Origin of the sequence: Brevundimonas sp. EYE_349 (assembly GCF_023147505.1) — a bacterium.
Taxonomy (GTDB): Bacteria; Pseudomonadota; Alphaproteobacteria; order Caulobacterales; family Caulobacteraceae; genus Brevundimonas.
This window is the reverse complement of sequence record NZ_JAHXPB010000001.1, coordinates 683,761-709,407: the sequence shown is the minus strand read 5'-3', so window position 1 is coordinate 709,407 and position 25,647 is coordinate 683,761. Positions and strand designations below refer to the sequence as shown.

At 66.9% G+C, this 25,647-nt stretch carries 31 protein-coding genes; 24 read left to right on the top strand and 7 right to left on the bottom strand.

Annotation, left to right across the window (positions count from 1 at the left end; all coding sequences use genetic code 11):
- The 18 genes from rplX to KZX42_RS03670 all read left to right on the top strand — a co-directional run bounded on the left by rplX (position 1) and on the right by KZX42_RS03670 (position 11,131).
- On the top strand, positions 1 to 309 hold the full coding sequence (gene rplX / locus KZX42_RS03755) for a 50S ribosomal protein L24 (RefSeq protein WP_087119312.1): 309 nt from the start codon (positions 1 to 3) through the stop codon (positions 307 to 309).
- Positions 309 to 869 (top strand): 50S ribosomal protein L5, encoded by a 561-nt coding sequence (gene rplE / locus KZX42_RS03750; RefSeq protein WP_248117200.1) that lies wholly within the window; start codon positions 309 to 311, stop codon positions 867 to 869. The genes rplX and rplE overlap by 1 nt, the downstream gene beginning before the upstream one ends.
- 19 nt (positions 870 to 888) lie before the next feature.
- Positions 889 to 1,194, top strand: coding sequence for a 30S ribosomal protein S14 (gene rpsN, locus KZX42_RS03745; RefSeq protein ID WP_017506048.1), 306 nt, complete (start codon positions 889 to 891; stop codon positions 1,192 to 1,194).
- Positions 1,195 to 1,209: 15 nt separating this feature from the next.
- The gene (rpsH, locus tag KZX42_RS03740; RefSeq protein ID WP_219895805.1) at positions 1,210 to 1,608 is read left to right on the top strand and encodes a 30S ribosomal protein S8; all 399 of its coding nucleotides are present in this window, start codon (positions 1,210 to 1,212) and stop codon (positions 1,606 to 1,608) included.
- 1 nt (position 1,609) lies between these two features.
- Entirely contained in the window at positions 1,610 to 2,143 is a 534-nt protein-coding gene (gene rplF, locus KZX42_RS03735) for a 50S ribosomal protein L6 (RefSeq protein ID WP_248117198.1), read from the top strand.
- Positions 2,144 to 2,146: 3 nt separating this feature from the next.
- Positions 2,147 to 2,503: a 50S ribosomal protein L18 gene (gene rplR, locus KZX42_RS03730; RefSeq protein ID WP_248117196.1), complete on the top strand. Its 357-nt coding sequence runs from the start codon at positions 2,147 to 2,149 to the stop codon at positions 2,501 to 2,503.
- 12 nt (positions 2,504 to 2,515) lie between these two features.
- Positions 2,516 to 3,124, top strand: coding sequence for a 30S ribosomal protein S5 (gene rpsE / locus KZX42_RS03725; protein ID WP_248117194.1), 609 nt, complete (start codon positions 2,516 to 2,518; stop codon positions 3,122 to 3,124).
- 3 nt (positions 3,125 to 3,127) lie between these two features.
- A complete protein-coding gene (rpmD, locus tag KZX42_RS03720) occupies positions 3,128 to 3,316 on the top strand; it encodes a 50S ribosomal protein L30 (protein WP_248117192.1) in 189 nt (62 codons plus the stop codon).
- Positions 3,317 to 3,474: 158 nt separating this feature from the next.
- A complete protein-coding gene (gene rplO / locus KZX42_RS03715) occupies positions 3,475 to 4,068 on the top strand; it encodes a 50S ribosomal protein L15 (protein ID WP_248117190.1) in 594 nt (197 codons plus the stop codon).
- Between the two features lie 127 nt (positions 4,069 to 4,195).
- Positions 4,196 to 5,575: a preprotein translocase subunit SecY gene (gene secY, locus KZX42_RS03710; protein ID WP_248117189.1), complete on the top strand. Its 1,380-nt coding sequence runs from the start codon at positions 4,196 to 4,198 to the stop codon at positions 5,573 to 5,575.
- Positions 5,576 to 5,612: 37 nt separating this feature from the next.
- On the top strand, positions 5,613 to 6,173 hold the full coding sequence (locus tag KZX42_RS03705; RefSeq protein ID WP_248117188.1) for an adenylate kinase: 561 nt from the start codon (positions 5,613 to 5,615) through the stop codon (positions 6,171 to 6,173).
- 30 nt (positions 6,174 to 6,203) lie between these two features.
- Entirely contained in the window at positions 6,204 to 6,941 is a 738-nt protein-coding gene (locus KZX42_RS03700) for an energy transducer TonB (RefSeq protein WP_248117187.1), read from the top strand.
- Between the two features lie 127 nt (positions 6,942 to 7,068).
- A complete protein-coding gene (gene rpsM, locus KZX42_RS03695) occupies positions 7,069 to 7,437 on the top strand; it encodes a 30S ribosomal protein S13 (RefSeq protein WP_026108555.1) in 369 nt (122 codons plus the stop codon).
- 9 nt (positions 7,438 to 7,446) lie between these two features.
- The gene (gene rpsK, locus KZX42_RS03690) at positions 7,447 to 7,836 is read left to right on the top strand and encodes a 30S ribosomal protein S11 (protein WP_013268944.1); all 390 of its coding nucleotides are present in this window, start codon (positions 7,447 to 7,449) and stop codon (positions 7,834 to 7,836) included.
- Positions 7,837 to 7,930: 94 nt separating this feature from the next.
- On the top strand, positions 7,931 to 8,950 hold the full coding sequence (locus KZX42_RS03685; RefSeq protein WP_248117186.1) for a DNA-directed RNA polymerase subunit alpha: 1,020 nt from the start codon (positions 7,931 to 7,933) through the stop codon (positions 8,948 to 8,950).
- Positions 8,951 to 9,059: 109 nt separating this feature from the next.
- Positions 9,060 to 9,476 (top strand): 50S ribosomal protein L17, encoded by a 417-nt coding sequence (gene rplQ / locus KZX42_RS03680; protein ID WP_087119301.1) that lies wholly within the window; start codon positions 9,060 to 9,062, stop codon positions 9,474 to 9,476.
- Between the two features lie 89 nt (positions 9,477 to 9,565).
- On the top strand, positions 9,566 to 10,024 hold the full coding sequence (locus KZX42_RS03675) for a GNAT family N-acetyltransferase (RefSeq protein ID WP_248117185.1): 459 nt from the start codon (positions 9,566 to 9,568) through the stop codon (positions 10,022 to 10,024).
- A gap of 189 nt (positions 10,025 to 10,213) precedes the next feature.
- On the top strand, positions 10,214 to 11,131 hold the full coding sequence (locus tag KZX42_RS03670; RefSeq protein ID WP_248117184.1) for a LysR substrate-binding domain-containing protein: 918 nt from the start codon (positions 10,214 to 10,216) through the stop codon (positions 11,129 to 11,131).
- Here KZX42_RS03670 and KZX42_RS03665 read toward each other — a convergent pair.
- On the bottom strand, positions 11,103 to 11,960 hold the full coding sequence (locus tag KZX42_RS03665; protein WP_248117182.1) for an ABC transporter permease: 858 nt from the start codon (positions 11,958 to 11,960) through the stop codon (positions 11,103 to 11,105). The two genes, KZX42_RS03670 and KZX42_RS03665, sit on opposite strands and share 29 nt — an antisense overlap.
- Positions 11,950 to 12,861, bottom strand: a complete 912-nt coding sequence (locus KZX42_RS03660; protein ID WP_248117181.1) for an ABC transporter ATP-binding protein — start codon at positions 12,859 to 12,861, stop codon at positions 11,950 to 11,952. Before KZX42_RS03660 ends, KZX42_RS03665 begins: the two co-directional genes overlap by 11 nt.
- A 99-nt stretch (positions 12,862 to 12,960) precedes the next feature.
- Here KZX42_RS03660 and KZX42_RS03655 point away from each other — a divergent pair, with 99 nt between their 5' ends.
- Together KZX42_RS03655 and KZX42_RS03650 are read left to right on the top strand one after the other, a co-directional pair.
- Positions 12,961 to 14,205 carry an ectonucleotide pyrophosphatase/phosphodiesterase gene (locus KZX42_RS03655; protein WP_248117180.1) on the top strand — a complete coding sequence of 415 codons (1,245 nt, stop codon included), beginning with the start codon at positions 12,961 to 12,963 and terminating at the stop codon, positions 14,203 to 14,205.
- 67 nt (positions 14,206 to 14,272) lie between these two features.
- Positions 14,273 to 15,994, top strand: a complete 1,722-nt coding sequence (locus tag KZX42_RS03650; RefSeq protein WP_248117179.1) for a hypothetical protein — start codon at positions 14,273 to 14,275, stop codon at positions 15,992 to 15,994.
- On the opposite strand, the gene KZX42_RS03645 is transcribed toward KZX42_RS03650, so the two are convergent.
- From KZX42_RS03645 to KZX42_RS03630, 4 genes are read right to left on the bottom strand one after another with little or no spacing between them, the layout of a single operon-like run.
- Positions 15,991 to 16,548, bottom strand: a complete 558-nt coding sequence (locus tag KZX42_RS03645) for a CDP-alcohol phosphatidyltransferase family protein (protein WP_248117178.1) — start codon at positions 16,546 to 16,548, stop codon at positions 15,991 to 15,993. The genes KZX42_RS03650 and KZX42_RS03645 overlap by 4 nt on opposite strands.
- A gap of 7 nt (positions 16,549 to 16,555) precedes the next feature.
- Positions 16,556 to 17,347 (bottom strand): thioredoxin domain-containing protein, encoded by a 792-nt coding sequence (locus KZX42_RS03640; RefSeq protein WP_248117177.1) that lies wholly within the window; start codon positions 17,345 to 17,347, stop codon positions 16,556 to 16,558.
- 22 nt (positions 17,348 to 17,369) lie between these two features.
- A complete protein-coding gene (locus KZX42_RS03635) occupies positions 17,370 to 18,770 on the bottom strand; it encodes a M48 family metalloprotease (RefSeq protein ID WP_248117176.1) in 1,401 nt (466 codons plus the stop codon).
- Between the two features lie 59 nt (positions 18,771 to 18,829).
- Positions 18,830 to 21,532 (bottom strand): ribonuclease E/G, encoded by a 2,703-nt coding sequence (locus KZX42_RS03630; RefSeq protein ID WP_248117174.1) that lies wholly within the window; start codon positions 21,530 to 21,532, stop codon positions 18,830 to 18,832.
- A 509-nt stretch (positions 21,533 to 22,041) separates the two neighbouring features.
- Here KZX42_RS03630 and KZX42_RS03625 point away from each other — a divergent pair.
- The 3 genes from KZX42_RS03625 to KZX42_RS03615 all read left to right on the top strand — a co-directional run bounded on the left by KZX42_RS03625 (position 22,042) and on the right by KZX42_RS03615 (position 24,573).
- Positions 22,042 to 23,220 (top strand): N-acetylmuramoyl-L-alanine amidase, encoded by a 1,179-nt coding sequence (locus KZX42_RS03625; RefSeq protein WP_248117172.1) that lies wholly within the window; start codon positions 22,042 to 22,044, stop codon positions 23,218 to 23,220.
- Positions 23,221 to 23,259: 39 nt separating this feature from the next.
- Positions 23,260 to 23,937, top strand: coding sequence for an SDR family oxidoreductase (locus tag KZX42_RS03620; RefSeq protein WP_248117170.1), 678 nt, complete (start codon positions 23,260 to 23,262; stop codon positions 23,935 to 23,937).
- A 213-nt stretch (positions 23,938 to 24,150) separates the two neighbouring features.
- Positions 24,151 to 24,573, top strand: coding sequence for a hypothetical protein (locus KZX42_RS03615; RefSeq protein WP_248117168.1), 423 nt, complete (start codon positions 24,151 to 24,153; stop codon positions 24,571 to 24,573).
- Here the strand turns inward: KZX42_RS03615 and KZX42_RS03610 are convergent.
- Entirely contained in the window at positions 24,570 to 25,238 is a 669-nt protein-coding gene (locus KZX42_RS03610; protein WP_087119288.1) for a J domain-containing protein, read from the bottom strand. The two genes, KZX42_RS03615 and KZX42_RS03610, sit on opposite strands and share 4 nt — an antisense overlap.
- Positions 25,239 to 25,283: 45 nt before the next feature.
- Here KZX42_RS03610 and KZX42_RS03605 point away from each other — a divergent pair, with 45 nt between their 5' ends.
- A complete protein-coding gene (locus KZX42_RS03605; protein ID WP_248117167.1) occupies positions 25,284 to 25,583 on the top strand; it encodes a BolA family protein in 300 nt (99 codons plus the stop codon).
- The last annotated feature ends 64 nt before the right edge of the window (positions 25,584 to 25,647 follow it).

Genomic DNA, 25,647 nt, shown 5'->3' with positions numbered 1-25,647 from the left:
ATGGCCGCCAAGATCAAGAAGGGCGACCGCGTCGTCGTCCTCACCGGCAAGGACAAGGGCCGCACGGGCAATGTGCTGAAGGTCCTGCCTTCCGAAAACCGCGTCGTCGTCGAAGGCGTCAACATGGTTCAGCGCCACACGCGCCCGAGCCAGGCTGACCCGCAAGGCGGCATCAAGAACAAGGAAGCCTCGCTTCACCTGTCGAACGTCGCGATCGCCGACGCCAACGGCAAGGCGACCCGCGTCGGCTTCAAGATCGATGGGGACACCAAGGTCCGCATCGCCAAGACGACGGGAGACGTCATCTGATGGCGACCGAAAAGTACGCTCCGCGCCTTAAAGGCGAATATCACTCGCGCATCCGCCAGGTGATGAAGGACAAGTTCGGCTATACGAACGAAATGCAGGTGCCCAAGCTGGACAAGATCGTCCTGAACATGGGCATCGGCGAAGCCGTCGCGGACTCCAAGAAGGTGAACACCGCCCTCAAGGACCTGACGGCCATCGCCGGCCAGAAGGCCGTCGCCACCAAGGCCCGCAACTCCATCGCCGGCTTCAAGCTGCGTGAAGGCATGGTCATCGGCGGCAAGGTCACGCTGCGCGGCGACCAGATGTACGAGTTCCTGGACCGGTTCATCACGATCGCCCTGCCGCGCGTGAAGGACTTCCGTGGTCTGAAGGGCACGTCCTTCGACGGTCGCGGCAACTACGCCACCGGCCTGAAGGAACACATCGTGTTCCCCGAGATCAACTACGACCAGATCGATCAGATGTGGGGCATGGACATTGTCGTCTGCACCACGGCCAAGACCGATGAGGAAGCCAAGGCTCTCCTCACCGAGTTCAAGTTCCCGTTCGTGAAGAACTGAGCGGGAAGGGAAGAGAACAATGGCTAAGAAGAGCGCCGTAAACCGCAACGAAGCCGTCAAGGCCCTGGTTGCGAAGTATGCCGCAAAGCGCGCCGCCCTGAAGGCGACCGCCAACGACGAAAACCTGCCGCTGGAGGAGCGCTTCGAGGCGCGCCTGCAACTGGCCGCCCTGCCGCGCAACTCCGCGCCGAGCCGCATTCGCAACCGCTGCGAAGTGACGGGTCGCCCGCGTGCTTTCTATCGCAAGCTCAAGATGAGCCGGATCGCGCTGCGTGAACTGGGCAACCTGGGCCAGATTCCCGGCCTGACGAAGTCGAGCTGGTAAGGGGAGCGAACAGACATGATGATCAACGATCCCCTGAGCGACATGATCGCTCGCATCAAGAACGCGGCGACCCGCAAGCGTTCCAAGGTGCTGACCCCCGCTTCGCGTCTTCGCCAGCGCGTCCTGGACGTGCTGCAGGACGAAGGCTACATCCGCGGCTACAACCTGGTTCAGAACCCGGGTGAGTTTCCGCAGTTCGAGATCGAGCTGAAGTACTTCGACGGCCAACCCGTCATCGCCGAGATCGCGCGCGTGTCCAAGCCTGGCCGCCGCGTCTATTCGGCGATCGGCGATCTGAAGCCGATCAAGAACGGCCTCGGCATCTCGATCCTTTCGACTTCGAAGGGCGTCATGTCCGACGCCGCCGCTCGCGACGCCAATGTCGGCGGCGAAGTCCTCTGCAGGGTCTACTGATATGTCCCGTATTGGCAAGAAAACCATCGCCGTGCCGAAGGGCGTGACTGTCACGCTCGACGGCCAGAACATCACCGTCAAGGGTCCCAAGGGCGAACGCGCCTGGACCGTCGCCGACGAGATCGAAGTCAAGCAGGAAGGCGAGGAACTGTCGCTGACCCCGCGTTCGGACACCCCTCGCGCCCGCGCGATGTGGGGTCTGTCGCGGACCCTGGTCGACAACATGGTCACCGGCGTCACCTCGGGCTTCGAGAAGTCGCTGGAACTGGTCGGCGTGGGTTACCGCGCCGCGATGAAGGGCAACGCCCTGTCGCTGCAACTCGGCTTCTCGCATGAAGTCGATATCGATCCGCCGGCCGGCGTCAGCTTCGCTGTGCCCAAGCAGACCGAGATCAAGATCTCGGGCTCGGACAAGCAGGCCGTGGGTCAGGTCGCCGCGGTCATCCGCAAGCTGCGTCCGCCGGAGCCCTACAAGGGCAAGGGCGTCCGTTACGCCGGCGAGACCGTGCGTCGCAAGGAAGGCAAGAAGAAGTAAGTCATGGCTCTCTCTCTTCGACAACAAGCCAAGCGCCGCGCAGAGCGCACTCGCCGTCGCCTGAAGGCTGTCGCCAACGGTCGTCTGCGTCTGTCGGTCTATCGTTCGGACAAGAACATCTCGGCCCAGATCATCGACGACGCCCAGGGCGTGACGATCGCCGCCGCTTCGTCGCTGGAGGGCGGCAAGGGCAAGCGGGGTTCGGACACGGCCGCGGCCGCCGCGATCGGCAAGCTGATCGCCGAACGCGCCATCGAGAAAGGCGTCAAGGACGTCGTCTTCGACCGCGGCGAGTACATCTATCACGGACGGGTGAAGGCGCTGGCGGAAGCCGCGCGTGAAGCCGGCCTGAACTTCTAAGGGACGCGACAGATGGCGCAACAACCCCAACGCGGCGGCGGCGGCAACGATCGCAACCGTCGTGACAACCGCAACGCTCCCGCTGTCGATGGCCCGGATTCGGACATCGTCGAGAAGCTGGTCCACATCAACCGCGTCGCCGCCACCGTTAAGGGCGGCCGTCGCTTCAGCTTCGCAGCCCTGATGGTCGTCGGCGACGGCAAGGGCCGGGTCGGCTTCGGTCACGGCAAGGCGCGTGAAGTGCCGGAAGCCATCCGCAAGGCGACGGAAGAAGCCAAGAAGACGATGATCCGCGTTCCTCTGCGCGAGAACCGCACCCTGCACCACGACGGCAACGGCCGTTGGGGCGCCGGCAAGATCATGATGCGCGCGGCCCCTCCCGGCACCGGCGTCATCGCCGGCGGTCCGATGCGTGCGGTCCTCGAAACCCTTGGCGTCCAGGACGTCGTGGGCAAGTCGACCGGCTCGTCGAACCCCTACAACATGATCCGTGCGACGTTCGAGGCCCTGAAGGTCCAGTCGTCGCCGCGTCAGGTCGCTTCGAAGCGTGGCAAGAAGGTCGCCGACCTGATGGGCCGCCGCAACGACGGCGCCTCGACGCCGGAAGCTGTGGAGTCCTAAGTCATGGCCGAGAACAAGACCGTCACCATCAAGCAGATCGCTTCGCCGATCCGCCGCAAGAATGACCAGCGCGCCACCCTGGTGGGCCTGGGCTTGAACCGCATCGGTCGTGAAGCGACCCTGGAGGACACCCCTTCGGTTCGCGGCATGATCGCCAAGGTCCACCATCTGGTGGAAGTGGTCGAGAAGTAAGCCTTTCGCCCTCCCTCGGAACACCGGGGGAGGGCGTTTCGCATCTTGCTTATGTTTCGGGGGTCGCCTATGAGCGGCCCTTCATTTTTTCCGAGCCGAGTCTGGCCGCCTCATTCTCGAGGTCGTGTCCGGCGCTAGAACCCGAAAGGATCAGGCACATGAAACTGAACGAAATCCGCGACAACGAAGGCGCGCACAAGAAGCGCATGCGTGTCGGCCGTGGCCCCGGTTCGGGCAAGGGCAAGACCGCCGGTCGCGGCGTCAAGGGTCAGAAGTCGCGTACGGGCGTCAGCCTGCTGGGCTTCGAAGGCGGCCAGATGCCGCTGTACATGCGTATGCCCAAGCGCGGCTTCAACAATCCCAACGCCCTGAAGCTGGCTGAAGTGAACCTGTGGCGCCTGCAGGACGCCATCGACGCCGGCAAGCTGGACGCCAAGTCGGAAATCAAGGGCGACGCCCTGGTCGCCGCCGGCGTGATCCGCCGCGTCAAGGACGGCGTGCGCCTGCTGGGCACCGGCGAAGTGAAGCAAGCGCTGAACCTCGTCGTATGGTCGGCGACGTCGGGCGCCAAGCAAGCTATCGAAGCGGCGGGCGGTTCGGTCGTCGAACAACGCATCGAAGCCGAAGCCAAGGCCGCCGCGCGCGTCGAGAAGCGCAACGCCGCCAAGGGCAAGGCCCCGGCGCCCAAGGCTCCGCGCGGCGACGAGAACAAGATCTCGGCCCGCGCCAAGCGCGCCGCCGCCAAGGCCTAAGCAACGCGTCGTCGCGGCGATTAGGCCGTGGCCTGATTACACCTGCGACGACGAAAGAACGGAAGCGGCCTCGCAAGAGCGCCGCTTCTCGCCTATCTGACGACTCAATCAGTCGTGGGGACGCATAATGGCTTCGGCCGCAGAACAACTCGCCGCCAATATGAACATGGGCTCGTTCGCGAAAGCGACCGAGCTGCACAAGCGCCTGCTGTTCACGCTGGGCGCGCTTCTGGTCTATCGCATCGGCACCTATGTGCCGATCCCGGGCATCAACTCGCAGGCCTTCCTGCAGTTCTTCCAGGACCCCTCGGGCCAGCGCGGCATCCTGGACATGTTCAACATGTTCTCGGGCGGCGCGGTCGAGCGTATGGCCATCTTCGCGCTGAACGTGATGCCCTACATCTCGGCGTCCATCATCGTGCAGCTGATGGGCACGGTGTATCCGCCCTGGGAGAAGCTGAAGAAGGAAGGCGGCGAAAGCGGCCGCAAGCAGCTGAACCAGTACACCCGCTATCTGACGGTGTTCCTGGCGCTGGCGCAGTCGTTCGGCATCGCCGCCGGCCTGAACAGCACGGCCGGTCTGGTCGACAATCCCGGCGTCTTCTTCATCGTCTCGACGGTCGTGACCCTGACCGGCGGCACCATGTTCCTGATGTGGCTGGGTGAGCAGGTGACGGCGCGCGGCGTCGGCAACGGCATTTCGCTGATCATCTTCGCGGGCATCGTGGCGGTCCTGCCGTCCACTGTCGCCCGCCTGCTGGGGCTGGCCCAACAAGGTCAGATGTCGGCCTTCGCCCTGCTGTTCATCGCCGTTCTGGCCGTGGCCACCGTGGTCTTCATCGTCTTCATGGAACGCGCCCAGCGCCGTCTTCTGATCCAGTATCCGAAGCGTCAGGAAGGCAACCGCATGGCGGGAGGCGAGCGTTCGTTCCTGCCGCTGAAGGTCAACACCGCCGGCGTGATCCCGCCGATCTTCGCCTCGTCGCTGCTGATGCTGCCGACGACGGTGGCCACCATGACGGCCAACGCCGACCTGCCCAGCTGGATGAGTTGGCTGCCGCTGGTGACGGCGCAGCTGACGCACGGCCAGCCGCTGTTCATGGCGCTGTACGCCGCCCTTATCGTCTTCTTCTGCTTCTTCTACACCTCCATCACCTTCAACCCGGAGGACACGGCTGAGAACCTGCGGAAATACGGCGGCTTCCTGCCGGGTATCCGGCCGGGCAAACGTACTGCGGAATATCTGGACTATGTGCTGACCCGCCTGACGGTGATCGGCGCCGCCTACATCACCGCTGTCTGCCTGCTGCCGGAATTCATCGTCAGCCAATTCGGCAACAGCCTGTATTTTGGCGGAACGTCCATCTTGATCGTGGTCTCTGTGACGATGGACACTGTGGCCCAGATTCAGTCACAACTGCTGGCGCACCAGTACGAAGGCCTGATCAAGAAGGCCAAGTTGCGTGGTCGTGGCGGTCGCGGCGCTCCCACGCCCGTTCGCCGCTAAGTCTTAGGTTGTCAGACGCCCAGGGGAGGGCTGAAGCATGAACTTGATCCTGTTCGGACCGCCGGCGGCGGGCAAGGGCACCCAGGCCAAGCGGCTGGTGGAAGAGAAGGGCATGGTCCAGCTCTCCACCGGCGACATGCTCCGGGCGGCCATCGCCTCGGGCTCGGAACTGGGCGTGAAGGTCAAGGACGTGCTGGCGCGCGGCGATCTTGTCACTGACGAGATCGTCATCGCCTTGATCGAGGACCGCCTGCCCGAGGCCGAGGCCGCGGGGGGCGCCATCTTCGACGGCTTTCCCCGCACGGTGGCCCAGGCCGAGGCGTTGGACGCCATGTTGGCCAAGCGCGGCGCCCAGATCGACGCCGTGGTGCGGCTGAAGGTGGACGACGCCGCCCTGACCGAACGGATCGCCAAGCGCTTCGCCGACCAGGGGCGGCCCGACGACAATCCCGAATCGTTCAAGGTGCGGCTGGAGGCCTACAACCGCAACACCGCCCCGCTGCTTCCCTATTATGAAAAGCAGGGCAAGCTGACCGAGGCCGACGGCATGGGCTCGATCGAGTTCGTCGCCAAGGCGATCGACGAAGCCTTGGCGTGACCAAAGCCTGGCTCGGGCGTTAGACGTCCGATGAACGACGACGACGCCAATCCCGACAAGAGGCGCGCCCGCAAACGCTGGCGCGCCTTCGCCGTTTTCTGCGCCGTGGCTGGGGCGGAAACGGGGCTGTTTCTGCTGCTGGGCCAGGTCGACGGCCGGGCGCCGCAGGTTCCGGCCGTCCCTGAGCCGCAGCCGTTTGAGGTGGTTCTGTACGATCCGCCGCCGCCGGTGTCAGAACAGCCGCCGGCGCCGCAGACCGGCGGCGGCGCGCCCGCCGCCCCGTCACGTATCCACACACCCCCGCCGCCGAAACAGCCGCGACCGCCCGAACTGCCGGCCCCGCCCAAACAGGCGCCGGTTCCTGCGCCCGTCGTCGGCGTCGCGCCCGCGCCGTCGCCCAATCCCGGCTTCGGCCAGGGCGGGCAGGGGGCGGGCAGCGGCTCAGGCGTCGGGCCGGGGTCCGGTCTGGGCGGCGGCTCGACCGGACCGCGCCTGGTGACGGGCCCCACGATGGGCCAGATCCGCGCTAACCACCCGCCGGCCGCGCGCAGTCGCTATGGCCGGGCCGAATTGTCGTGCCTCATCCGGCTGGACAGCCGGCTTGACGATTGTCGCGTCGTGGATGAAACCCCGCCGGGCCTGGGCTTCGGCGCAGCGGGCCTGCAGGTGTCGGGCCTTTTCCGCTTCCAGCCGCCGACCGAAAACGGCCGCCCGGTCGAGGGCCAGCGCGTCACCGTCGGCGTGGATTTCGGGCGACCGCCTCGCTGATCCACGGCAGACATTGACTGCCTGTGAATCATCTGTATAAGGGCGCCTTCCCGCGAAGGGCGCCACGCTCCTGGTTCGTTAACCGGAGCGTTTGTTGCGTCTGACTAACGCGTATCTGGAGAATTTCGTGGCCCGTATTGCTGGCGTCAATATCCCGACCAACAAGCGCGTGGAAATCGCGCTTCAGTACATCCATGGCATCGGCCCCGCCGCCGCCAAGGACATCACCGAGAAGGTAGGCATCGAGCCCGCCCGTCGCGTGAACCAGCTGACGGACGCCGAAGTCCTGTCGATCCGCGAAACGATCGACAAGGATCACACCGTCGAGGGCGACCTGCGCCGCGAGACGTCGATGAATATCAAGCGTCTGATGGATCTGGCCTGCTATCGCGGCCTGCGTCACCGCAAGGGCCTGCCGGTCCGCGGCCAGCGCACCCATACGAACGCCCGCACCCGCAAGGGTCCCGCCAAGCCGATCGCCGGCAAGAAGAAGTAAGACAGACACATGGCCAAGGAACCGGGTCGCGTAAAGAAGCGCGAGCGCAAGAACATCACCTCGGGCGTCGCCCACGTGAATGCTTCGTTCAACAACACCATGATCACGATCACCGATGCCCAGGGCAACGCGATCTCGTGGTCTTCGGCCGGTCACATGGGCTTCAAGGGTTCGCGTAAGTCGACCCCCTACGCCGCCCAGATGGCTGCGGAAGACGCCGGCAAGAAGGCGCAGGAACACGGCGTGAAGACGCTGGAGGTGAACGTTTCGGGTCCGGGTTCCGGCCGTGAATCGGCCCTGCGCGCGCTGCAGTCGGTCGGCCTGACGATCACGACCATCCGCGACGTCACGCCGATGCCGCATAACGGTTGCCGTCCGCCCAAGCGTCGTCGCGTCTAATCGCGACTTCGTTCCAGGCACACCCCATCTCCGTCGGCTCCACCATGGCCTCGTCGACAAGGCCGGAGCCGACGAAACCCGTTCGAGGGACAAAATGATCGAAAGAAACTGGCAAGAGCTGATCCGTCCCGAGAAGCCCCAGATCGAGACCGGCTCCGACGCCCAGCGCAAGGCGCGCCTGGTGGCCGAGCCCCTCGAGCGTGGCTTCGGCGTGACGCTCGGCAACGCGCTGCGTCGCGTTCTGCTGTCCTCGCTGCAAGGCGCGGCGGTCACCGCCATCCAGATCGACGGCGTGGTCCATGAGTTCTCGTCGCTGGAAGGCGTGCGCGAAGACGTGGTCGACATCGTCCTGAACATCAAGCAACTGGCGCTGCGTATGCACGCCGAAGGTCCCAAGCGCATGACTTTGCGCGCCACGGGCCCCGGCGCGGTGACGGCCGGCCAGATCGACGTGCCGGCGGACATCGAGGTTCTGAACCCCGATCACGTCATCTGCACGCTGGACGACGGCGCCTCGATCCGCATGGAACTGACCGTTCAGAACGGCAAGGGCTATGTCGCGGCCGAACTGAACCGCCCGGAAGACGCGCCCATCGGCCTGATCGCCGTGGATGCGCTGTATTCGCCGGTCAAGAAGGTGGCCTACCGTGTCGAGCCGACCCGTCAGGGCCAGTCGCTGGACTATGACAAGCTGCTGCTGGAAGTCGAAACCAATGGCGCGGTGACGCCTGTGGACGCCGTGGCCTACGCCGCGCGCATCCTGCAGGACCAGTTGCAGATCTTCATCACCTTCGAAGAGCCCAAGAAGGCTGTCGAGCAGTCGGACGGCAAGCCCGACCTGCCCTTCAACCCGGCGCTGCTGAAAAAGGTGGACGAGCTGGAGCTGTCGGTCCGTTCGGCCAACTGCCTGAAGAACGACAACATCGTCTACATCGGCGATCTGATCCAGAAGACCGAGGGCGAAATGCTTCGCACCCCGAACTTCGGCCGCAAGTCGCTGAACGAGATCAAGGAAGTTCTGACGACGATGGGCCTCAGCCTCGGCATGGACGTGCCGAACTGGCCGCCCGAAAACATCGAAGACCTGGCCAAGAAGTTCGACGACCAGATCTAAGTTCAACCCTCCGCCCGTCTCCTCTCGAGGAGAATGACGGGGCGGTTAGAAGATTACGGGCCTAGGTCTCCGATCAGGAGATACCGGACCCGGAGTAGGAGAGACCCAGATGCGCCACGGCGCCGCCCATCGTAAACTCGGTCGCACGACCAGCCACCGCACCGCCATGTTCGCGAACATGGCCGCCTCGCTGATCAAGCACGAGCAAATCACCACGACCCTGCCCAAGGCCAAGGAACTGCGTCCCTTCGTCGAGAAGCTGGTCACCCTGGCCAAGAAGGGCGATCTGCACGCGCGTCGTCAGGCCATCAGCCAGGTTCGCGACGTGCCGCAAGTCGGCAAGCTGTTCGAGACGCTGGGCCCGCGTTACAGCGAGCGCAACGGCGGCTATATCCGCATCATGAAGGCCGGCTTCCGCCACGGCGACAACGCCCCGATGGCTGTGATCGAGTTCGTCGATCGCGACGTCGAAGCCAAGGGCAAGGACTCCGGTCCGGTCCTGGCCTATGAAGGCGACGAAGACTAAAACCCGGTCGACAGACCAAACGCCGAAAGGGCGGTCGGAGCGATCCGGCCGCCCTTTTGTTTGGCCGGCGGATCGGGCATCAGGCGGCCATGACCGCCGCCATCGTCGATTACCGCCCCGACCACGCCGCCGCCTGGGCGCAGCTGAACGCGGCCTGGTTGGCCGAGGGCGGGTTCGAGATCGAGGCCAAGGACAGACTGGCCATGGACGATCCGCGAGGGGCGTTTCTGGACAGGGGCGGGCGTATCTTCATTGTGGAGAAGGACGGGCGGGCCATCGGCTGCTGCGCCATCCTGCCGATCGAGGGCGGCGTGGAGGTGTGCAAGATGACTGTGACGCCAGGGGCGCGGGGGCAGGGGCTGGCGCGGCGCCTGCTGGAGGCCTGCGAGGCGGCGGCGCGTCGGATGAGCGTGGGGCGTCTGTACCTTGAGACCAACAGCGGACTGACCTCGGCGGTGAGCCTGTATGAACGATTTGGGTTCGCGCATCTGCCTGCCCGGCCGACACCCTATGCCCGAGCCGACGTCTTCATGGAAAAGCGGCTCTAGGCGTCCAAAATCGCGGCCAGCGCCATTATCCATATGAGCAATATGCACAGCCCATAGGCGATCTGGTCCTGCATTGGACGGCGGGGCGGGCGGGGCGGCGGATCGAAGTGCGACATCAGCCAGGTTGAAGCCGATAGGCGCGCGCCGCGATATCGATTATGCGGTGAGGTCTGTGTGAGGGGAGGTCACATGACGGGCCGTGCGCCGCCGCCGTTGAATGCGCTGCGAACCTTTGAGGTGTTCGCCCGCCACGCCAGCATGACGCGGGCGGCCGCCGAACTGTGCGTCACCCACGGGGCGGTCAGCCGCCAGATCGCGGCGCTGCAGGCCGCGCTGGGCGTGCGGCTGGTCAGCGGACCGCGCCATGCCTTGGTCCTGACGGAGGCCGGCCGTCGGTTGGCGGAGGCTCTGACGCCCGCCTTCGGGGCGATCACCGAGGCGGTGGCCGAGGCGCGGGGTGAGACGGTGCGAGAAATCGAAATCTCTTGCCTGGGCACCTTTGCGCTGAAATGGCTGATCCCGCGCCTGCCGAGCTTTCTGGAGGCGCATCCCGAGGTCAGGGTGCGGCTGTCGGAATCTTATCTGCCGGTCGATTTTCGCCGGGATCGGTTCGATGGCGCCATTCGCATCGTGGAGCCGGATCAGCGCCATGTCCGCACCGAAAGCACGCGCTTCCTGTCACAGCACCAGGGGCCGGTCGGTGCGCCGGGCTTGATGGCGAAGATGCCCACGCTTCAGGCGGTCGGAGCGGCGCCGCGTCTGCGCTCTGCCACCTTCCGGCAGGCGTGGACGGTGTGGGCGGACCTGGCGGGCGTGACGTTGAAGGGCGACGCGCCGGAGCGGGAGTTCGCCCACAACCATTCGCTGGTCGAGGCGGCCGCATCTGGCCTGGGCGTGGCCATTGCGCCCTGGGCCTTCGTGGCGCCCGACGTCCTAGCCGGGCGGCTGGTCGCGCCGTTCGGCTTTGTGGAACGCGCGTCGTGGTTCGCCTTCCTGCGGCCGGAAGGGCGGCGCGACCCCGCCGTGGACGCCTTCCGAGATTGGCTGGTGCGGGAAGGCGAACGCAGTCCGCCGCCGCCTACTCCTTTGACAGGTCCTGCTTGTTGAACCAGGCCACGGCGGCGGCGAAGGGAACGACGATCCACAGGGCCAGGCCGAGCACGCCTTTCAACAGCGCATGATCCGGCAGGTCCGCCGCCGCCGTCCCGCCCTGGATGACGGCTTTCAGCAGGTCGGTCGCCATGCCCGGCGACAGCAGCGGCAACAGCCAGCCGTCGGGGGTCACGCCCATCGGCATCAGAATCTGCGGCAGGAAGAACTGGCCGATGCCGATCACCAGCGGCGCGAACAGGGCGGCCAGAAGCGAGCGGGTCATGACCGCCGCCAACAGGCCCAGCATGGTGAACTGCAGGATTCGCGCCCAGCCGGTAAGGGCCAGAAGGCCGAAGTCGGCGGCGGCGGCGCCCGTCATAGAGAAGGTCAGGGGCCGGCCGAACACCGCCGCCTGGATCAAGCTGGCGATCAGGTCGGACACCAGGGCGGCGAAGGTGGCGGCGACAATCAGCAGGGCGGTGACCACGACCTTGCCCGCCAGCAGGTTGGAGCGGGTGTTGCGGGCGCTGATCAAGCGCCAGGTCTCCCACCGATAGTCGCCGGCGTAGATAGTCGCCGCGCCGATAAGGACGAACATCAGGATGGCGGGGTTGGCGAAGTCGCCGGCGCTCTTGACCAGCGTCAGGCCCAGGTCCAGGGGGCCGCCCGTCATCAGTTCCGGCGGCAGCTTGCCGACCAACTTGGCCTCATTGGCCTTGGCGACCACGAAGCCGATGGTGGCCAGCACCAGGCTGATGACCGGCACGAACAGCACGCTCCAGAACCGGGCGGTGCGGTTGCGCGACAGGCGATAGGTTTCGGATCGGATCGCGTCAGCCAGCACGGTTTTGCTCCTGCACGCCGGTCCAGCCGGTCTCGCTCATGAAGACGTCTTCCAGGTCGGCGCCGATCCAACGGGCCTCCTCGATGTCGACGCCGTTTTCGACCAGGGCCTTGATCAGGGCGGGGGCCTCGGCGCGGGGCGCCGTGGCCAGAACGGCGTCCCCGTCCAGGGCGGCGCGCTGGCCCAGCACGGCCATGGCCTTGGCCAGGGGGGTGACGGACAGGCGAAGACGCTCGCCTGAGGCGGTCAGGTCCGAGACCCGGCCCTCGGTTATGACCTTGCCCTTGTTGAAGATGGCCACGCGGTCGCAGACGCGCTGAACCTCCTGAAGCTGGTGGCTGGCCAGGATGACGGTCACGCCGTCGTTGTCCGCCAGGCTGCGGATCAGGGCGCGCATTTCCTGGATGCCGGGGGGGTCCATGCCGCTGGTCGGTTCATCCAGAATGACCAGATCGGGCTTGGTCATCAGGGCGGCGGCGACGCCCAGACGTTGCAGCATCCCCACGGAGAAGCCGCGCACGCGACGGTTTGCGGCCTCGGCTAGACCCACGCGCTGAAGCCAGTTGTCGATCTCGGTCCCGCTGACGCCGCCATGGGCCTGGGCCAGCCAGACCAGCACCTGTCGGGCGGTCATGAAGGGGGGAAAGCGCGGCGTCTCGATCATGGAGCCCATGCGGCGCATCGCCGCCGGATCGCCTATGCGGCCGCCCATCACCGTGGCGTCGCCCTCGGTCGGCCGAATCAGGCCCAGCAGAGTGCGGAACAGGGTCGACTTGCCCGCCCCATTGGGGCCCAGCACTCCATAGACCCCGCCGCGCGGAATCGAGAGCGTCAGACCGTCCAGGGCCTTCACCGCCCCATAGGTCTTGGTGAGGCTGCGGATTTCGATGACGGTGTCCATGATGCAAGCTTGGCGCGAGAACGACGTTCCGACAAGCCGTCGTGCGCCTGTCGCGCATTAAGTTTAGGCAATGGTTTCGTGTCGTATCCGAGGTCGTCCATGTTTCGTTTCCCGCTCGCCGGTCTGATCGCCGCCGGCGCCCTGGCTTTGTCGTCCTGCGCCGGGACGCCGCCTGTGCAGACGCAGCAGGGCGTGGCCGGCGCAGCGGTTCAGGCCGCCCTGCCGGATCGGGTGATCCTGATCTCCATCGACGGCTTCCGGCCGGACTATATGGGCAAGGGCCAGACGCCGGTGCTGGACGGGCTGGTCGCCGGGGGCGCGTTCGGGCCGATGCGGCCGTCGTTCCCCAGCGTGACCTTCCCCAACCACTATACGCTGGTGACGGGTCTGCACCCCGACCATCACGGGGTGGTGGCCAACCGCTTCACCGACGCGCAACTGGGCGTCTTCACCATGGCCAGCAAGGAAAGCGGCTTCTGGGCTCAGGGCGAGCCGATCTGGGTCACGGCCGAGAAGGCGGGGGTGCGCACCGGCACCATGTTCTGGCCGGGATCGGAGGTCGAGATCCACGGCGTGCGTCCCAGCCAGTGGGCGCCGTTCGATCAGGGCATGCCGGGCGACGCGCGGGTGGATCGGCTGCTGTCCTGGCTGGACCTGCCGACGGATCAGCGACCCAGGCTGGAGACCCTGTATTTCGACATTGTCGACACCGCCGGCCACCGCAACGGCCCGGATGGGCCGGAAACGCGCGCGGCTGCGGCCTCGGTCGATGCGTCTATCGGGCGGCTGATAGAGGGCTTGAAAGCCAGGGGCCTGTACGACCGGACCCTGCTGGTGGTGGTGTCCGATCACGGAATGGCGGCGACTTCCCCCGACCGGGTGGTCTGGATCGACGATATCATCGACCCGGCGGCGCTGAAGATCGGTTATGGCGGGGCGGTGCTGACCGCCGACCCGGCTCCGGGCCGCGAGGCGGAGGTGCAGCAGAAGCTGGTCGGCCGGCATCCGCACATGGAATGCTGGAACAAGGCCGATGTGCCGGCGCGGCTGGTCTATGGGTCCAACCCGCGCGTGGGCCAGATCGTCTGCATGGTCGAGACCGGCTGGCTGACCGCGACGCGGGACCGGCCCGTGACCCGCCCGGGCGGGGCCCACGGCTATGACAACCAGGCGCCCGAGATGGCCGCGATCTTCATCGCCCACGGTCCGGGCGTGGTTGTGGGGCGGCGGCTGAGCGACCTGGACAGCGTGGACGTTCAGCCCTTCCTGGCGCGGATGCTGGGTCTTACGGCGCCGGCGGGTGACGGTCGGCCCGAGGATACCCTGGCCGTCACCCGGCCCTGAACGGCTGCGCATTGGCGCGTCCGCGATTCCGGCGCACAATAGCCGTCGCAAACGCGGGGAGGCGGCGATGCGTAAGGGCCTGTGGGTGGCGACGGTTTCGATCGCCTGTTTGATTGCGCCGGTGGCCGTCGCCGACGCCACCGCCACGGCGGCCACCCTGGCCCTGATCGCCAATCCGCAGGTCTGCGGCCGGGTGGGGGCGGTCGGCGACGTCCAACCGACCGCGGACATGGTCATGGCGCCCGGTTTCGGCAGCGACGGCTTTCCGGTGGACGCCAAGACGCCCGAGGCCCAGGCGTGGTTCGACTATGGCGTGCGGCTGCGCTGGGCGTTCGAACATTCCGAATCGGTGCGGGCGTTTCGAAAGGCGCGTCAGCTGGACCCCTCGTGCGGCATGTGCGCCTGGGGTGAGGCCTGGGCCATCGGGCCGAACCTGAACGGGGGCGGGGGCGACCCTGACTCTATCGCCACCGGCCTACGGGTCGCGCGCGAGGCGCGTCAGCTGGCCCGCGACGCGACGCCGGTTCAGCGCCAGATGATCGACGCGCTGATCCAGCGCTATTCCGGCAAGGAAGATACGCGCGCCCTGCGGTTCGCGCGCGCGATGGACCGGATCGCCAAACGCCATCCCGAAGACGTTTCCATCGCCAGCATCGCCGCCGACGCCTGGATGCTGCAGCCCGAGGGCGAGTGGTGGGACAAGAACGGCAAGGCGGCCGATCCGGCCGTGACCCGCGCCATGGCGATCCTGGAACACGCCCTGACGGTCCAGCCGAACGATCCCGGCGCCATCCACCTGTATATCCACCTGACCGAATGGTCGGACGACCCGCACCGGGCCCTGGCCTATGGCGAACGGCTGGCCCTGCTGGCGCCGGGGGCCAGCCATCTGGTGCATATGCCGTCGCACACCTTCTATCGCGTGGGGCGCTACAAGGAGGCGATGATGTCCAACGTCCAGGCCGTGGCCTTGGACAAGAATTACGATCAGCTGGTCGGACCGCCCGGCGGCATTCGCGGCATGAGACTGCACGCGCACAACATCCATTTCGGCATGGGCGGCGCCCTGATGGCGGGCGGGGCCGAAAAGGGGCTGGAGCTGGCCGACTGGTATATGGCGACCTATCCGACGCTGCTGGGCGCGCCCCAGGCGGGCGAGGACGACTACTGGGCCTATCGCCAGATCATGGCGGCCGACGCCTATGCCCTATACGGCCGGTTCGGAACGGCGGCTCAGGTCGCGGCCCTGCCGGAGCCGGACCCCGGTCGGCCGCTGATGCGGGTGGGCTGGCGTTATGCGCGGGGCGAGGCGGCGGCGCGTCGCGACGACGCGCGGGCGGTGCGGGCCGAGGCGGCGGGCATCGCCGCGCTGTTGGCCGATAAGGCTTTCAAGGGACCGATGGCGGATCGCGAGACCGGCTTCGCCGAACTGTTCCAGAAGGTGCTGGAGGGGCGGGCGGCCATGATCGAGGCCGACTATCCCGCCGCCATCGCCGCCTATGGCCGTGCCGCGCAAATCCAGGCGATGAACCCCGAAGGGGGTGATCCGCCGATGATCTGGTATCCGACCCGCCGCAGCGTGGCGGCCGCCTTGCTGGCGTCGGGCGATGCGGCGGGGGCCAAGGCCAAGATCGGCGAACTGCTGAAGGACTGGCCCAACGACCCCTACAGCTATTATGTCCTCTATCGCGCCGAACAGGCGATGGGCGACGAGGCGGCGGCGAACGACGCCTTGCGCCACGCGGGCGTCGAATGGATCGGCGGTCAGATGACGTTGGCCGAGGCCTAACGCCCCAGGGCGAAAACGGACGGCACGTCGCAGCGCCACGCCCTCAGCCGCATCGTGATGGCGAAAGCCTCGATCTGCGACAGCACGCCCAGGCCGAAGGTCAGCCACAGCAGCCAACTCGTCTGGCCAGATACGAACAGCTGAACGAACAGCGCCCACAGACACAGGCAGAACATTTTGGACAGCCAGTGGTGCGGCGAAGCCTCGCGCCGAAAGCGCGCGAAGCTGACCGCGTGATTGGCGAGCTCCAAGACAAGCAGGATCAAGGCCAGCGGCCCCACTATCGCCGCCAGGGCCGGATGCATCAGCCAAAGGGCCCAGGCGGCGCTCAACCAGAAGATCACGTCCGCCCGACCGTCCCAGCGTCGAAGGGTTGGGGTGACCACCTTCAGCCGACGGGCGATGACGCCGTCGAAGATGTCGGACAACACCGCCAGGGACAGCAGGATCGCGGCGGTCCCGCCCGCCTGAGGCGCGATGATCGCCAAGCCGACCAGCGCAGGCGCGCACAGCAGCCGGAAGACGACCAAAGCCCAGGGCAGGCGGTTCAGCATCGCGGGCCTATTTCTTTGCGGCCTCGATCATCCTGCCGATCTCGGCAGGGTCGATGCTGGCGGCGGCCTTGCCGTTGACGAAGAAGGTCGGGGTGCCTTGCAGGCGCAGGGCGGCGGCCGTGGTGTGGATGTCGGCGATGTGGCGTGTGGTCTCGGGCGAGGCCAGGGTCGCCTTGGCGCGGGTCATGTCCACGCCATGCGCGGCCAGGATGGCGTCAATGGATTGAAGGGTCAGGGCGCGCTCGTTCATCAGCGCGTCGTACACCTCCAGATATTTGCCCTGCTGATGCGCGGCCAGGGCGGCGCGGGCGGCGTATTGCGAGGTGATGTCGTCGCCGCGATCCAGGATGGGCCAATCCTTGAAGACGAACCGAACCTCAGGGTGGGCCGCCATCAGGGCGCGATAGTCGTGAGCTACTGCCTTGCAGCCGGGACAGCGGAAGTCGAAGAATTCGATCACCGTGACCTTGGCGTCCGCCGGACCGAAGGCGGGATCGCGGCTGTCGGGCGCCAGAAGGCCGGCGTTGGCGGCGGCGGCGGCGTTGGTTTCGTCAACGCGGGCCTGGCCTTCCTTGGCCTGCAGCGCCTGGCTGGCCTCCTGCAAGACCTCGGGGTGGTTCAGCAAATAGGTGCGGACATTGGAGCCGCCGGTGAAATAGGGGGCGGCCGCCAGACCCAGGGCGACGACCGACAGGCCCAGGGCGATGTAGCCGGCGCGCCCGCCGCTCAGCAGCCCCGCCGTCCTGGGCTGGGCGGCGGCGTGGGGTTCGGGTGCAGGCGCGGGGGCGTCGTCGGTCATGAAGGCTCGCAGTCGGGGAAAGTCAGTTCAGGGTCGTGGGCCGGCGGGCGGCCTCGCGTTGGTCGAGGTCGCGCAGATCGTCGGGCGTGGCGCCCGAGGCCAGGACGATGTCCACCGCCCGGCGCCATTCGATGGAGCCGGGGTCGAGCATGGACCGGGCGCGCAGGGCGAACTGGGTCGCCTGTTTCTCGTCGCCGCCGGCGAAATAGTATTCGGCCGAGGCCAGGCGCGCCTCGCCCTCCTTGCCCTGGGCGGCGTAGGCCTGGGCCAGCAGACGCCAGGCCATGGTGTTGTCCTTTTCGGCGACGACCGCGCGTTTCAACTGGTCGATGGCCTCGTCCAGATTGGCCTTGTCGTTGGTTTCGATCAGGGCGTGGGCCAGGTTGACGCGCAGCAGAGGAGCGTCGGGCTTTAGTCGCACGGCTTCGCGGTGAGAGGCGACGGCTTCGGCGGGGCGGCCCTCCTCGAAGAGAATCTGGCCCTTCAGTTCCTGGAAATAAGGGTTCGCGACATCGCCGGCGATCAGGGCGTCCACGGCCGTCAAGGCCTTGTCCGTCTGGCCGTCGCGATACCAGGCGATGGCGCGGGCGTAGCGGCCGGGCAGGGAGACGTCGGTGGAGGGATAGTCCCGCAGCGTCGCAGTCGGCGCGTCCATGAAGGCGTGGATCTTGGCCAGGATCAGGGCGTGCTGAGCCACACGCTCGGGGCTGTCGCGGTGGTCGTAGTGCGGTTGTTCCTGCACATAGCGGCGCAGGGTCTCTATGCGCTGCGACGACAGGGGGTGGCTGCGGAAGTAGGGATAGCGCCGGGCGTCGGAGAAGACTTCCTGCGAGCGGAAGTTGTCGAAGAAGGACACCAGGCCCGCGCCGGATTCACCGGCCGCCTCAAGGCCGCGCGCGCCGGTCAGATCGGCCTCGCCCTCCTGGCCCTGCATGTAGCGCAGGGCGCCCAGGGCGCCGAAATACTGGCTGGACCCCAGCAAGGCCACGCCCGCGTCCGGCGCACCCGCCGCGATGGCCAGGGCGCCCAGGGCCATGGTCATGAACATCGGCTGTTTGCCGGCGTTCTGGGCGCCGTCGCGCAGGGTGTGGCGGTTCTTGATGTGGCCGGCCTCGTGCGCCATCACGCCCAGCAGTTCGTTGGGCGTCTTGGTGCGCAGGATCAGGCCGGTGTTGACGCCCATGATCCGCCCGCGCGTGGCGAAGGCGTTCAGTTCGTCGTCATTGACCAGCAGGACCTGGATGTCGGACGGGTTCAGCCCCATGGCCGTGAAGACCGGGTCGGCCCATTCGCGCACGATGCCCTCGATCTCGGTGTCGCGGATCAGGCTCTGTGCGGCGGCCTGGCCGGCGACGGACAAGGCCATAAAGGCCGTCGCCGCCGCCGCCAGAAGACGGGATGCAGATCGGGGAAGCCACCTCATGGCTGAACTCCAATAGCGACCGGCCCCCGCCTGCATCCTGACAATATAATCTTGACCGATCAGCGGCGCCACCACCCGCGTTTGGGCTTTTCGGGCGGCGCGACGATCTGGTTGGGATCCTCGGCGATGATGGCCTCGACATCGATCTCGGGCTTTGGCGCAACGAAGGGTTCGGCCAAGACGGCGGGCGAGGGCTCGATCGGCGTCGGAGCAGGCGCGGCGGGCTGCTCGACCGGGGCGATCTCGACCGTCTCCGAGACGAGCGCCTCGTGCGGTGTGACGTCCAGATCGGCCGGTTCGCCTTCCACCGTCGCCTCGTTCGGCTCGATGGCCGTGTCGGGGTGCGGCTCGGTCGCGACCTCGAGGCTGGCGCTGGCCGACTTGCGACGCACGCGGCGGCGCTGCGGTTCGGGCGCAAGTGCCGGCGCGGCGGCCTCGACGGTTTCGCTGGTCGGTTGGATCATGACCGCCATCGGCGTCTCGGGCGAGCCGTCGGGCGGCATGCCTTCGTTGGTGGCGCGGTTCTCGACCTTGATCTCGTGCGCCGCGCCGGCCTCGCCGCCACGACCGCGACCGCGACGACGGCGGCGACGCGAACGGCCGCCTTCCTCGTTCGTGGTTTCGGCATTGGCTTCGTCAACTGTCGCGGTCAGAGGCTCGACGCTGGCGTCGGCTTCAAGACGTTCGGCGCGTTCGAAGCGCTCGCTGCGGCCCTCGCCGCGACCGGGGTTCAGCGGGTCGAACCAGACATAGGGCTCGTCCAGCGAGGGCGTGCGGCCGCGCACCCAGGTATAGACGTCGCGATCCCCGTCCTCGCGCATCCGGCGACCGCCGCGACGGCCGCGACGGCGACGACGGCCGTTCTCGTCTTCCTCGTCGTCAGAGGCGTCGTCTGCGGACACGGCGTCCACGGCCCCCTCGTCGCGCCGACCGCCGCGACGACGGCGACGGTTGCGACCGCGGCCGTTTCCGTCGTGACGCTCCGACCGCTCGCGTGGTTCGTCGTCGTCGGTGTCCTCGCGCTCCAGCGAGTCCTCGTCGTCGTCCTCGTCGTCGGCAACGACTTCCTCGTCCTCGTCGTCCTCTTCGTCCTCATAGAGCGAGGCGTCGAAGTCGTCGTCCAGATCGGGCATTTCGATCTCGGGCGCGACGAAGTCCTCGTTGGTCTCGGTGCGCTCGATACTGTGTTCGCCCTGACCCAGGCTGTCGTCGATCTGGACGATGACGTTCAGGCCGCGACGTTCCAGCAGGGCCTGCAGATAGGCGCGCTTGTGGTTCAGGATATACAGGCCGACGGCGGTGCAGACCTTCAGCACAACGACGCCTGCGCCGTTCTTGCCGGCCTCGATGTCGACCGCGCGCAGGGTCATCAGGGCGGCGGATTCGGCCGAGCGGATCCGGCCGGTGCCCTGGCAGTGGGGGCAGGCCTCGGTCGCGCCCTCGATCACGCCCAGGCGGCGACGCTGGCGGCTGATCTCCATCAGGCCGAAGGGCGAGATGCGGCCCATCTGGATGCGGGCGCGGTCGGACGAAAGGGCGTCCTTCAGCACCTTCTCCACGGCGCGGTTGTTCTTGCCCTCGTCCATGTCGATGAAGTCGATCACGACCAGGCCGGCTAGGTCGCGCAGACGCAACTGGCGCGCAGCCTCGACAGCCGCCTCCATATTGGTCTTGAACGCCGTCTGCTCGACGTTGCGCTCCTTGGTGGCGCGGCCGGAGTTGACGTCGATGGCCACCAGGGCCTCGGTCTGGTTGATGACCAGATAGCCGCCCGACTTCAGCGGCACGACCGGCTGGTGGATCTGGGTCAGCAACTCCTCGATGCCGTTGGCCGCGAACAGGGGCCGCGAGCCGCGATACAGGTGAACCTTCTTGGCCTGGGCGGGCATCAGCACGCGCATGAAGTCGCGCGCTTCCTTGAAGCCTTCGACGCCCTCGACCTGAATGCCGTCGAAGTCCTTGTCGAACATGTCGCGCACAGCGCGGCGGACCAGGTTTTCCTCCTCGTAGATCACCGAGGGGGCGTGAGAGGCCAGCGTGGTCTCGCGGATCGTCTCCCACAGGCGCAGCAGGTACTGGTAGTCGCGCTTGATCTCGGCCTTGGTGCGCTTGGCGCCGGCCGTGCGGATGATCAGGCCCATGCCCGTGGGCACGTCCAGAGCCGCGACCGCGCTCTTCAGGCGACGACGGTCCGAGGTGTTGGTGATCTTGCGCGAAATGCCGCCGCCCTTGCCGGTGTTGGGCATCAGCACGCAGTAGCGGCCGGCCAGCGACAGCCAGGTGGTCAGGGCCGCGCCCTTGGCGCCGCGTTCGTCCTTGACGACCTGGACCAGCAGGATCTGGCGACGCTTGATGACGTCCTGGATCTTGTAGCGACGCATCAGGCGCCGCTTCAGCCGCTCCTCATCGGCCAGGGCGGCGTCGGGATCGACGTCGTCGCCGGTCGATTCGCGGTCCAGATCGTCCTCGTCGTCGTCGTCGTGCGCCTCGGCCATGATGGCTTCGCGGTCGGCGACGGGGATCTGGTAGTAGTCCGGGTGGATTTCGTTGAAGGCCAGGAAGCCGTGGCGATTGCCGCCGTATTCGACGAAGGCGGCCTGAAGGCTGGGCTCTACGCGGGTGACCTTGGCGAGGTAGATGTTGCCGCGAAGCTGGCGCTTCGCACGGGATTCGAAATCGAATTCCTCAATCTGGCGTCCGTCCACGATGGCGACCCGGGTTTCCTCCGGGTGGGCCGCGTCGATCAGCATGGTCTTTGACATGGAAGGTCTCTCTCTGGCGCGCGCAGGCCGACCGTCCCGGATGGCGGAACAGGGTCATGGCGGCTCGCCGAATGAAGGTGAGGGCCGGCGCGCGCGACATCCCCTCGCCGAGAACGGCGAAGCAGGCTTGATCAAGCCGTTGGGGTGCGCAGGCGTTAAGGCTCATGGAAGTCGTCGGTCCTGAACCGGGCGCGCCAATCCCTTGGGAAGGCCGCATCCCTGGTCCGCTCTTCGAATCCTCGGCGATGCCGGGAGATTCTAGGATTGGTGAAAGTCATCGCCGCGAGGAGGGCGCGCCAGGCTTCGCAAAGGGCGAAATCGGCGCGATCGGTTCGCGAGCGGTCACAGCATAGTCACGCAATTCGCGAATTAAAAGGCGTTGGCCTTAACCCCCTGAATACGAGCGTCTGGCATCCTGAGGGTCGAGTAGGCTTTCAGTAGGTTCGTCGGCGCAAATGAGCGGTCGCGTTTTGACAGGTCTGATGCGCTGGGGCGCGAAGGAATGGGCGATGACCGCCCTGGCCTTCGTGGTCATCTGCGGCGTGGGGCTGTTCGGCACGCGCGGCTTCGCCTGGGGCGCTCAGGGCGATGTGCTCAGCGTGCGCTTCGGCGCGGACGGCGACCGGACCCGCGTGGTCATCGATCTGGAAAAGGCGGCGCAGGGCCGGGTGGTCGACGCCGGCGGGCAGGGGCGTGTCACCCTGGCGCTGAACGGCGTGGCGCCGGGCCGTGGGCTGAACGGGGACGGTTCGGGGCTGGTGCGATCCTACGCCGTGTCGGCTTCGGGCGGATCGTCGCGCATCCAGCTGGAGCTGGCGCGCGGCAGCGAGATCGAGCGGCGCTTTCTGCTGCCGCCCGGCGACGGGGTCAGCCACTATCGTTATGTCATCGACCTGAAGGCGGTGGGCGGCGCCGTCGCGGCCGCCCGTGCGCCGTCGCCATCGGTTCCCCCGCCCGCGCCGCGTCGGTCAGGAAAGCCGCTGATCGTCATCGACGCAGGCCATGGCGGCAACGATCCCGGCGCCAGCGGCGCCGGCGCACGCGAAAAGACCGTGACCCTGGCCGCCGCCCTGGCGCTGAAGAGCGAGCTGGAGCGGACTGGGCGCTATCGCGTGCGACTGACGCGCGAGGACGACCGTTATGTCGATCTGTATCGTCGCGTGGCCATCGCACGCCAGGCGGACGCGGACCTGTTCATCTCCCTGCACGCAGACGCCGGCGCCGATCCGGCTCTGCGCGGGGCCAGCGTCTACACCCTGTCCGAACAGGGGGCGGGTCGGGCGGTGCGAGAGTTCACGCACGGCGACAACTGGCACCGCGAATTGCATCTGCCGGGACGCGATCCCTCGGTGGACCGCATACTGCTGGACATGACCCAGCGCGCGACGCAGAACCGATCGGCCCAGTTCGCGCGCGTTCTGCTGACCCATCTGGAAGGTTCCGAGACGCCGCTGCTGCGCCGTAGCCACCGCGACGCCGGTCTGGCCGTGCTGCTGGCGCCCGACGTGCCGGCGGTGCTGCTGGAGATGGGTTTCATCACCAATCCCGAGGACGAGCGGATGCTGACCGACGAGCGCGCCCGCCGCCGGTTGATGAAGACGGTCGCGGACGGCATCGACCGCTATTTCCGCGAACCGGCCGCGCCGATGATGACCGCTTCGAACGGTCTGGCCGCCGGACAACCCTGACCGTCGCAACCAACCCGGGTCCGACCAGTTGTGAGGCCCATGAAGAAAGCCATCGTCACGGGCGGATCGGGCCTGATCGGATCGGGATTGTGCCAGTCGCTCATCGACCAGGGATGGGACGTCGCCTCGTTCGACCTGAAAGCGGGGAAGGGCGCGGCGCGCCATATCGACTGCGATCTGGGAGACGAGACCTCGGTCGCGCGCGCCTTCGAAACCTTGGGCTGGTCGCAGCTTGATCTGCTGGTCAACAACGGCGGGGTCGCCGATCCGGTCAATGGGCCGCTAGCCGATCTGTCGCTGGCCGACTGGCGCAAGGTGGTCGACAGCCACCTGACCGGCACCTTCCTGATGTGTCGGTCCGCCATTCCCTTGCTCAGGGAGGGCGGGGCCATCGTCAACATGGCCTCCACCCGCGCGTTCATGTCGGAGCCGGAGACCGAAGCCTATGCGGCGTCGAAGGGCGCGCTCGTGGCCCTGACCCATGCGCTGGCGATCAGCCTGGGTCCGAAGATTCGGGTCAACGCCATCGCCCCGGGCTGGATTTCCGACGGCGAAGGCCTGCGGCCGGTCGATTACGATCAGCACCCGGTCGGCCGCGTCGGCCGTCCCGGCGACATCGCCCAGGCGGTCTTGTATCTTGCCCAGGCCAGCTTCGTGACGGGACAGGTCCTGACCGTCGACGGCGGGATGACCCGCAAGATGATCTACGCAGAGTGACACCCCGACCGCTTGCCGTTGTCCTCTCGATTGTGCCAGTAACAGTCACGGGTTGGGACGTAGGGGGTGTCCATGATTCAGGTTGTCGCTGCGCTTGCGATCCTGTCTGCGACGGACGTGCCGTTGGCGACGGGAGCCTGTGCTTGGTCGCGCCTGCCGGAGGCGGAGCAGCAGGCGGTGATGACTGCCTATGACCGCAGCATGTCGCAAGGGATGCGCGCCCTGTCGCAACGCGGCGCCGACCTTCTGGCGATCTCACAGGACTGTACGGGCCGATCTGATTTGCCGCCTCGTTGGATCCATGCCGCCATTGCTTCCCATGTGATCCAACTGGGAGCTTCGGCGCGGGTCGAACGCGAGAAAGGCTTGAGCAGGGCGAGCCTGGATCGGGCCTGGGATGAGGCCAGCGAGGCCGCCCGCAGTTGCGTTTTCAACAACGCGGCCAAACCGTTCGGCATCGAAGGGCCGGCCTGCCCCGATCAACGCGCGGGGGCGACTTTTCTGGCGTCGCTCGGCTTATCGACGGCGAACCGGGCGGATCGCGCCGCGGCGGAACAGGCGCTGATCTATATGAACGCCAAGGCCCCGCAAATGATCGCGGATCAACTGATCTCCAAGGCGCCGGGCAGGCCTTAGGCCAACCCGGCCTTCTTCAGCGTCTTCCAGGCCTTGATGACACGCTGCAGCTTGGCCTCGGCGCCGCGGTCGCCGCCGTTGGTGTCCGGGTGGAAGCGTTTCAGCATCTCGTGATAACTGGCCTTCACCTTGGCCTTGTCGGCGCCGGGATCCAGGCCCAGGTCGGCGAGCGCGGCGCGTTCCAGCTTGCCCACGCGGCGATCCTCGGTCGGGGACTGCGGCGCCTGATCGCCCTTGCGGCCGAACAGGCCGAAGCTGTCGCGCCATGAGCCGGCGCCGGTGGTGTTCGACGTGCCCATCTTGGAGGCGAAGGCGGCGGCCTCGCGCGTGAACTTGCCGGCCTTCATCTCCCAGGTCGGGCGGCCGCCGGTCATGGCCTCATTTTCTTGGGCGGCGCGGACCTCGCCCTCGCTCATGCCGGCGTAGAAGTTCCAGCCCTTGTTGTATTCGCCGGCGTGGGGCTGACAGAACTCGTAGAAGTCGTTCAGCCGGTCGCGCGACTTGGGCGCCTTGGCCGTCGCGGCCTTGCGGCAATCGGGCCACTGGCAGGGCTTTTCGCCCGGCTTGAGGTGAAGAACGTCGGCTTGGGCCGCCTCTTCCTCGGGCTTGGGCGGCTTCACGCGGATGTCGGTGAAGCGCGGCTTGTATTGAAAGGAGGCGGACATCAGCCGAAGTGTAGGGCCGAATTGGACGGCATCAAGGAATCGATCATGTCGGAAGGCCCGGTCGCGGCAATTATTCGTGCAAAACTGACGGAGGGCCTGGCCCCCCGACGGCTGGAGATCGAAGATGACAGCTGGCGGCACGCCGGCCACCATCACGAAGGCGGGATGGACGCCAAGCCTGGCGGCGAAAGCCACTTCAATCTGGTGATCGTGTCGGAGACTTTCCAGGGCCAGTCGCGCGTGGCGCGTCAACGCGCGGTCAACGCCCTGTTGAAGGCCGAACTGGCCGGGCCGGTCCACGCCCTGTCGATCAAGGCCCTGACCCCGGACGAGGCGCAGGCGTAAAAACCAGCGTTCACATCGTCTTAGAATCTTCGTCATAGCGTCACGCCACCAAACAGAAGGTGGG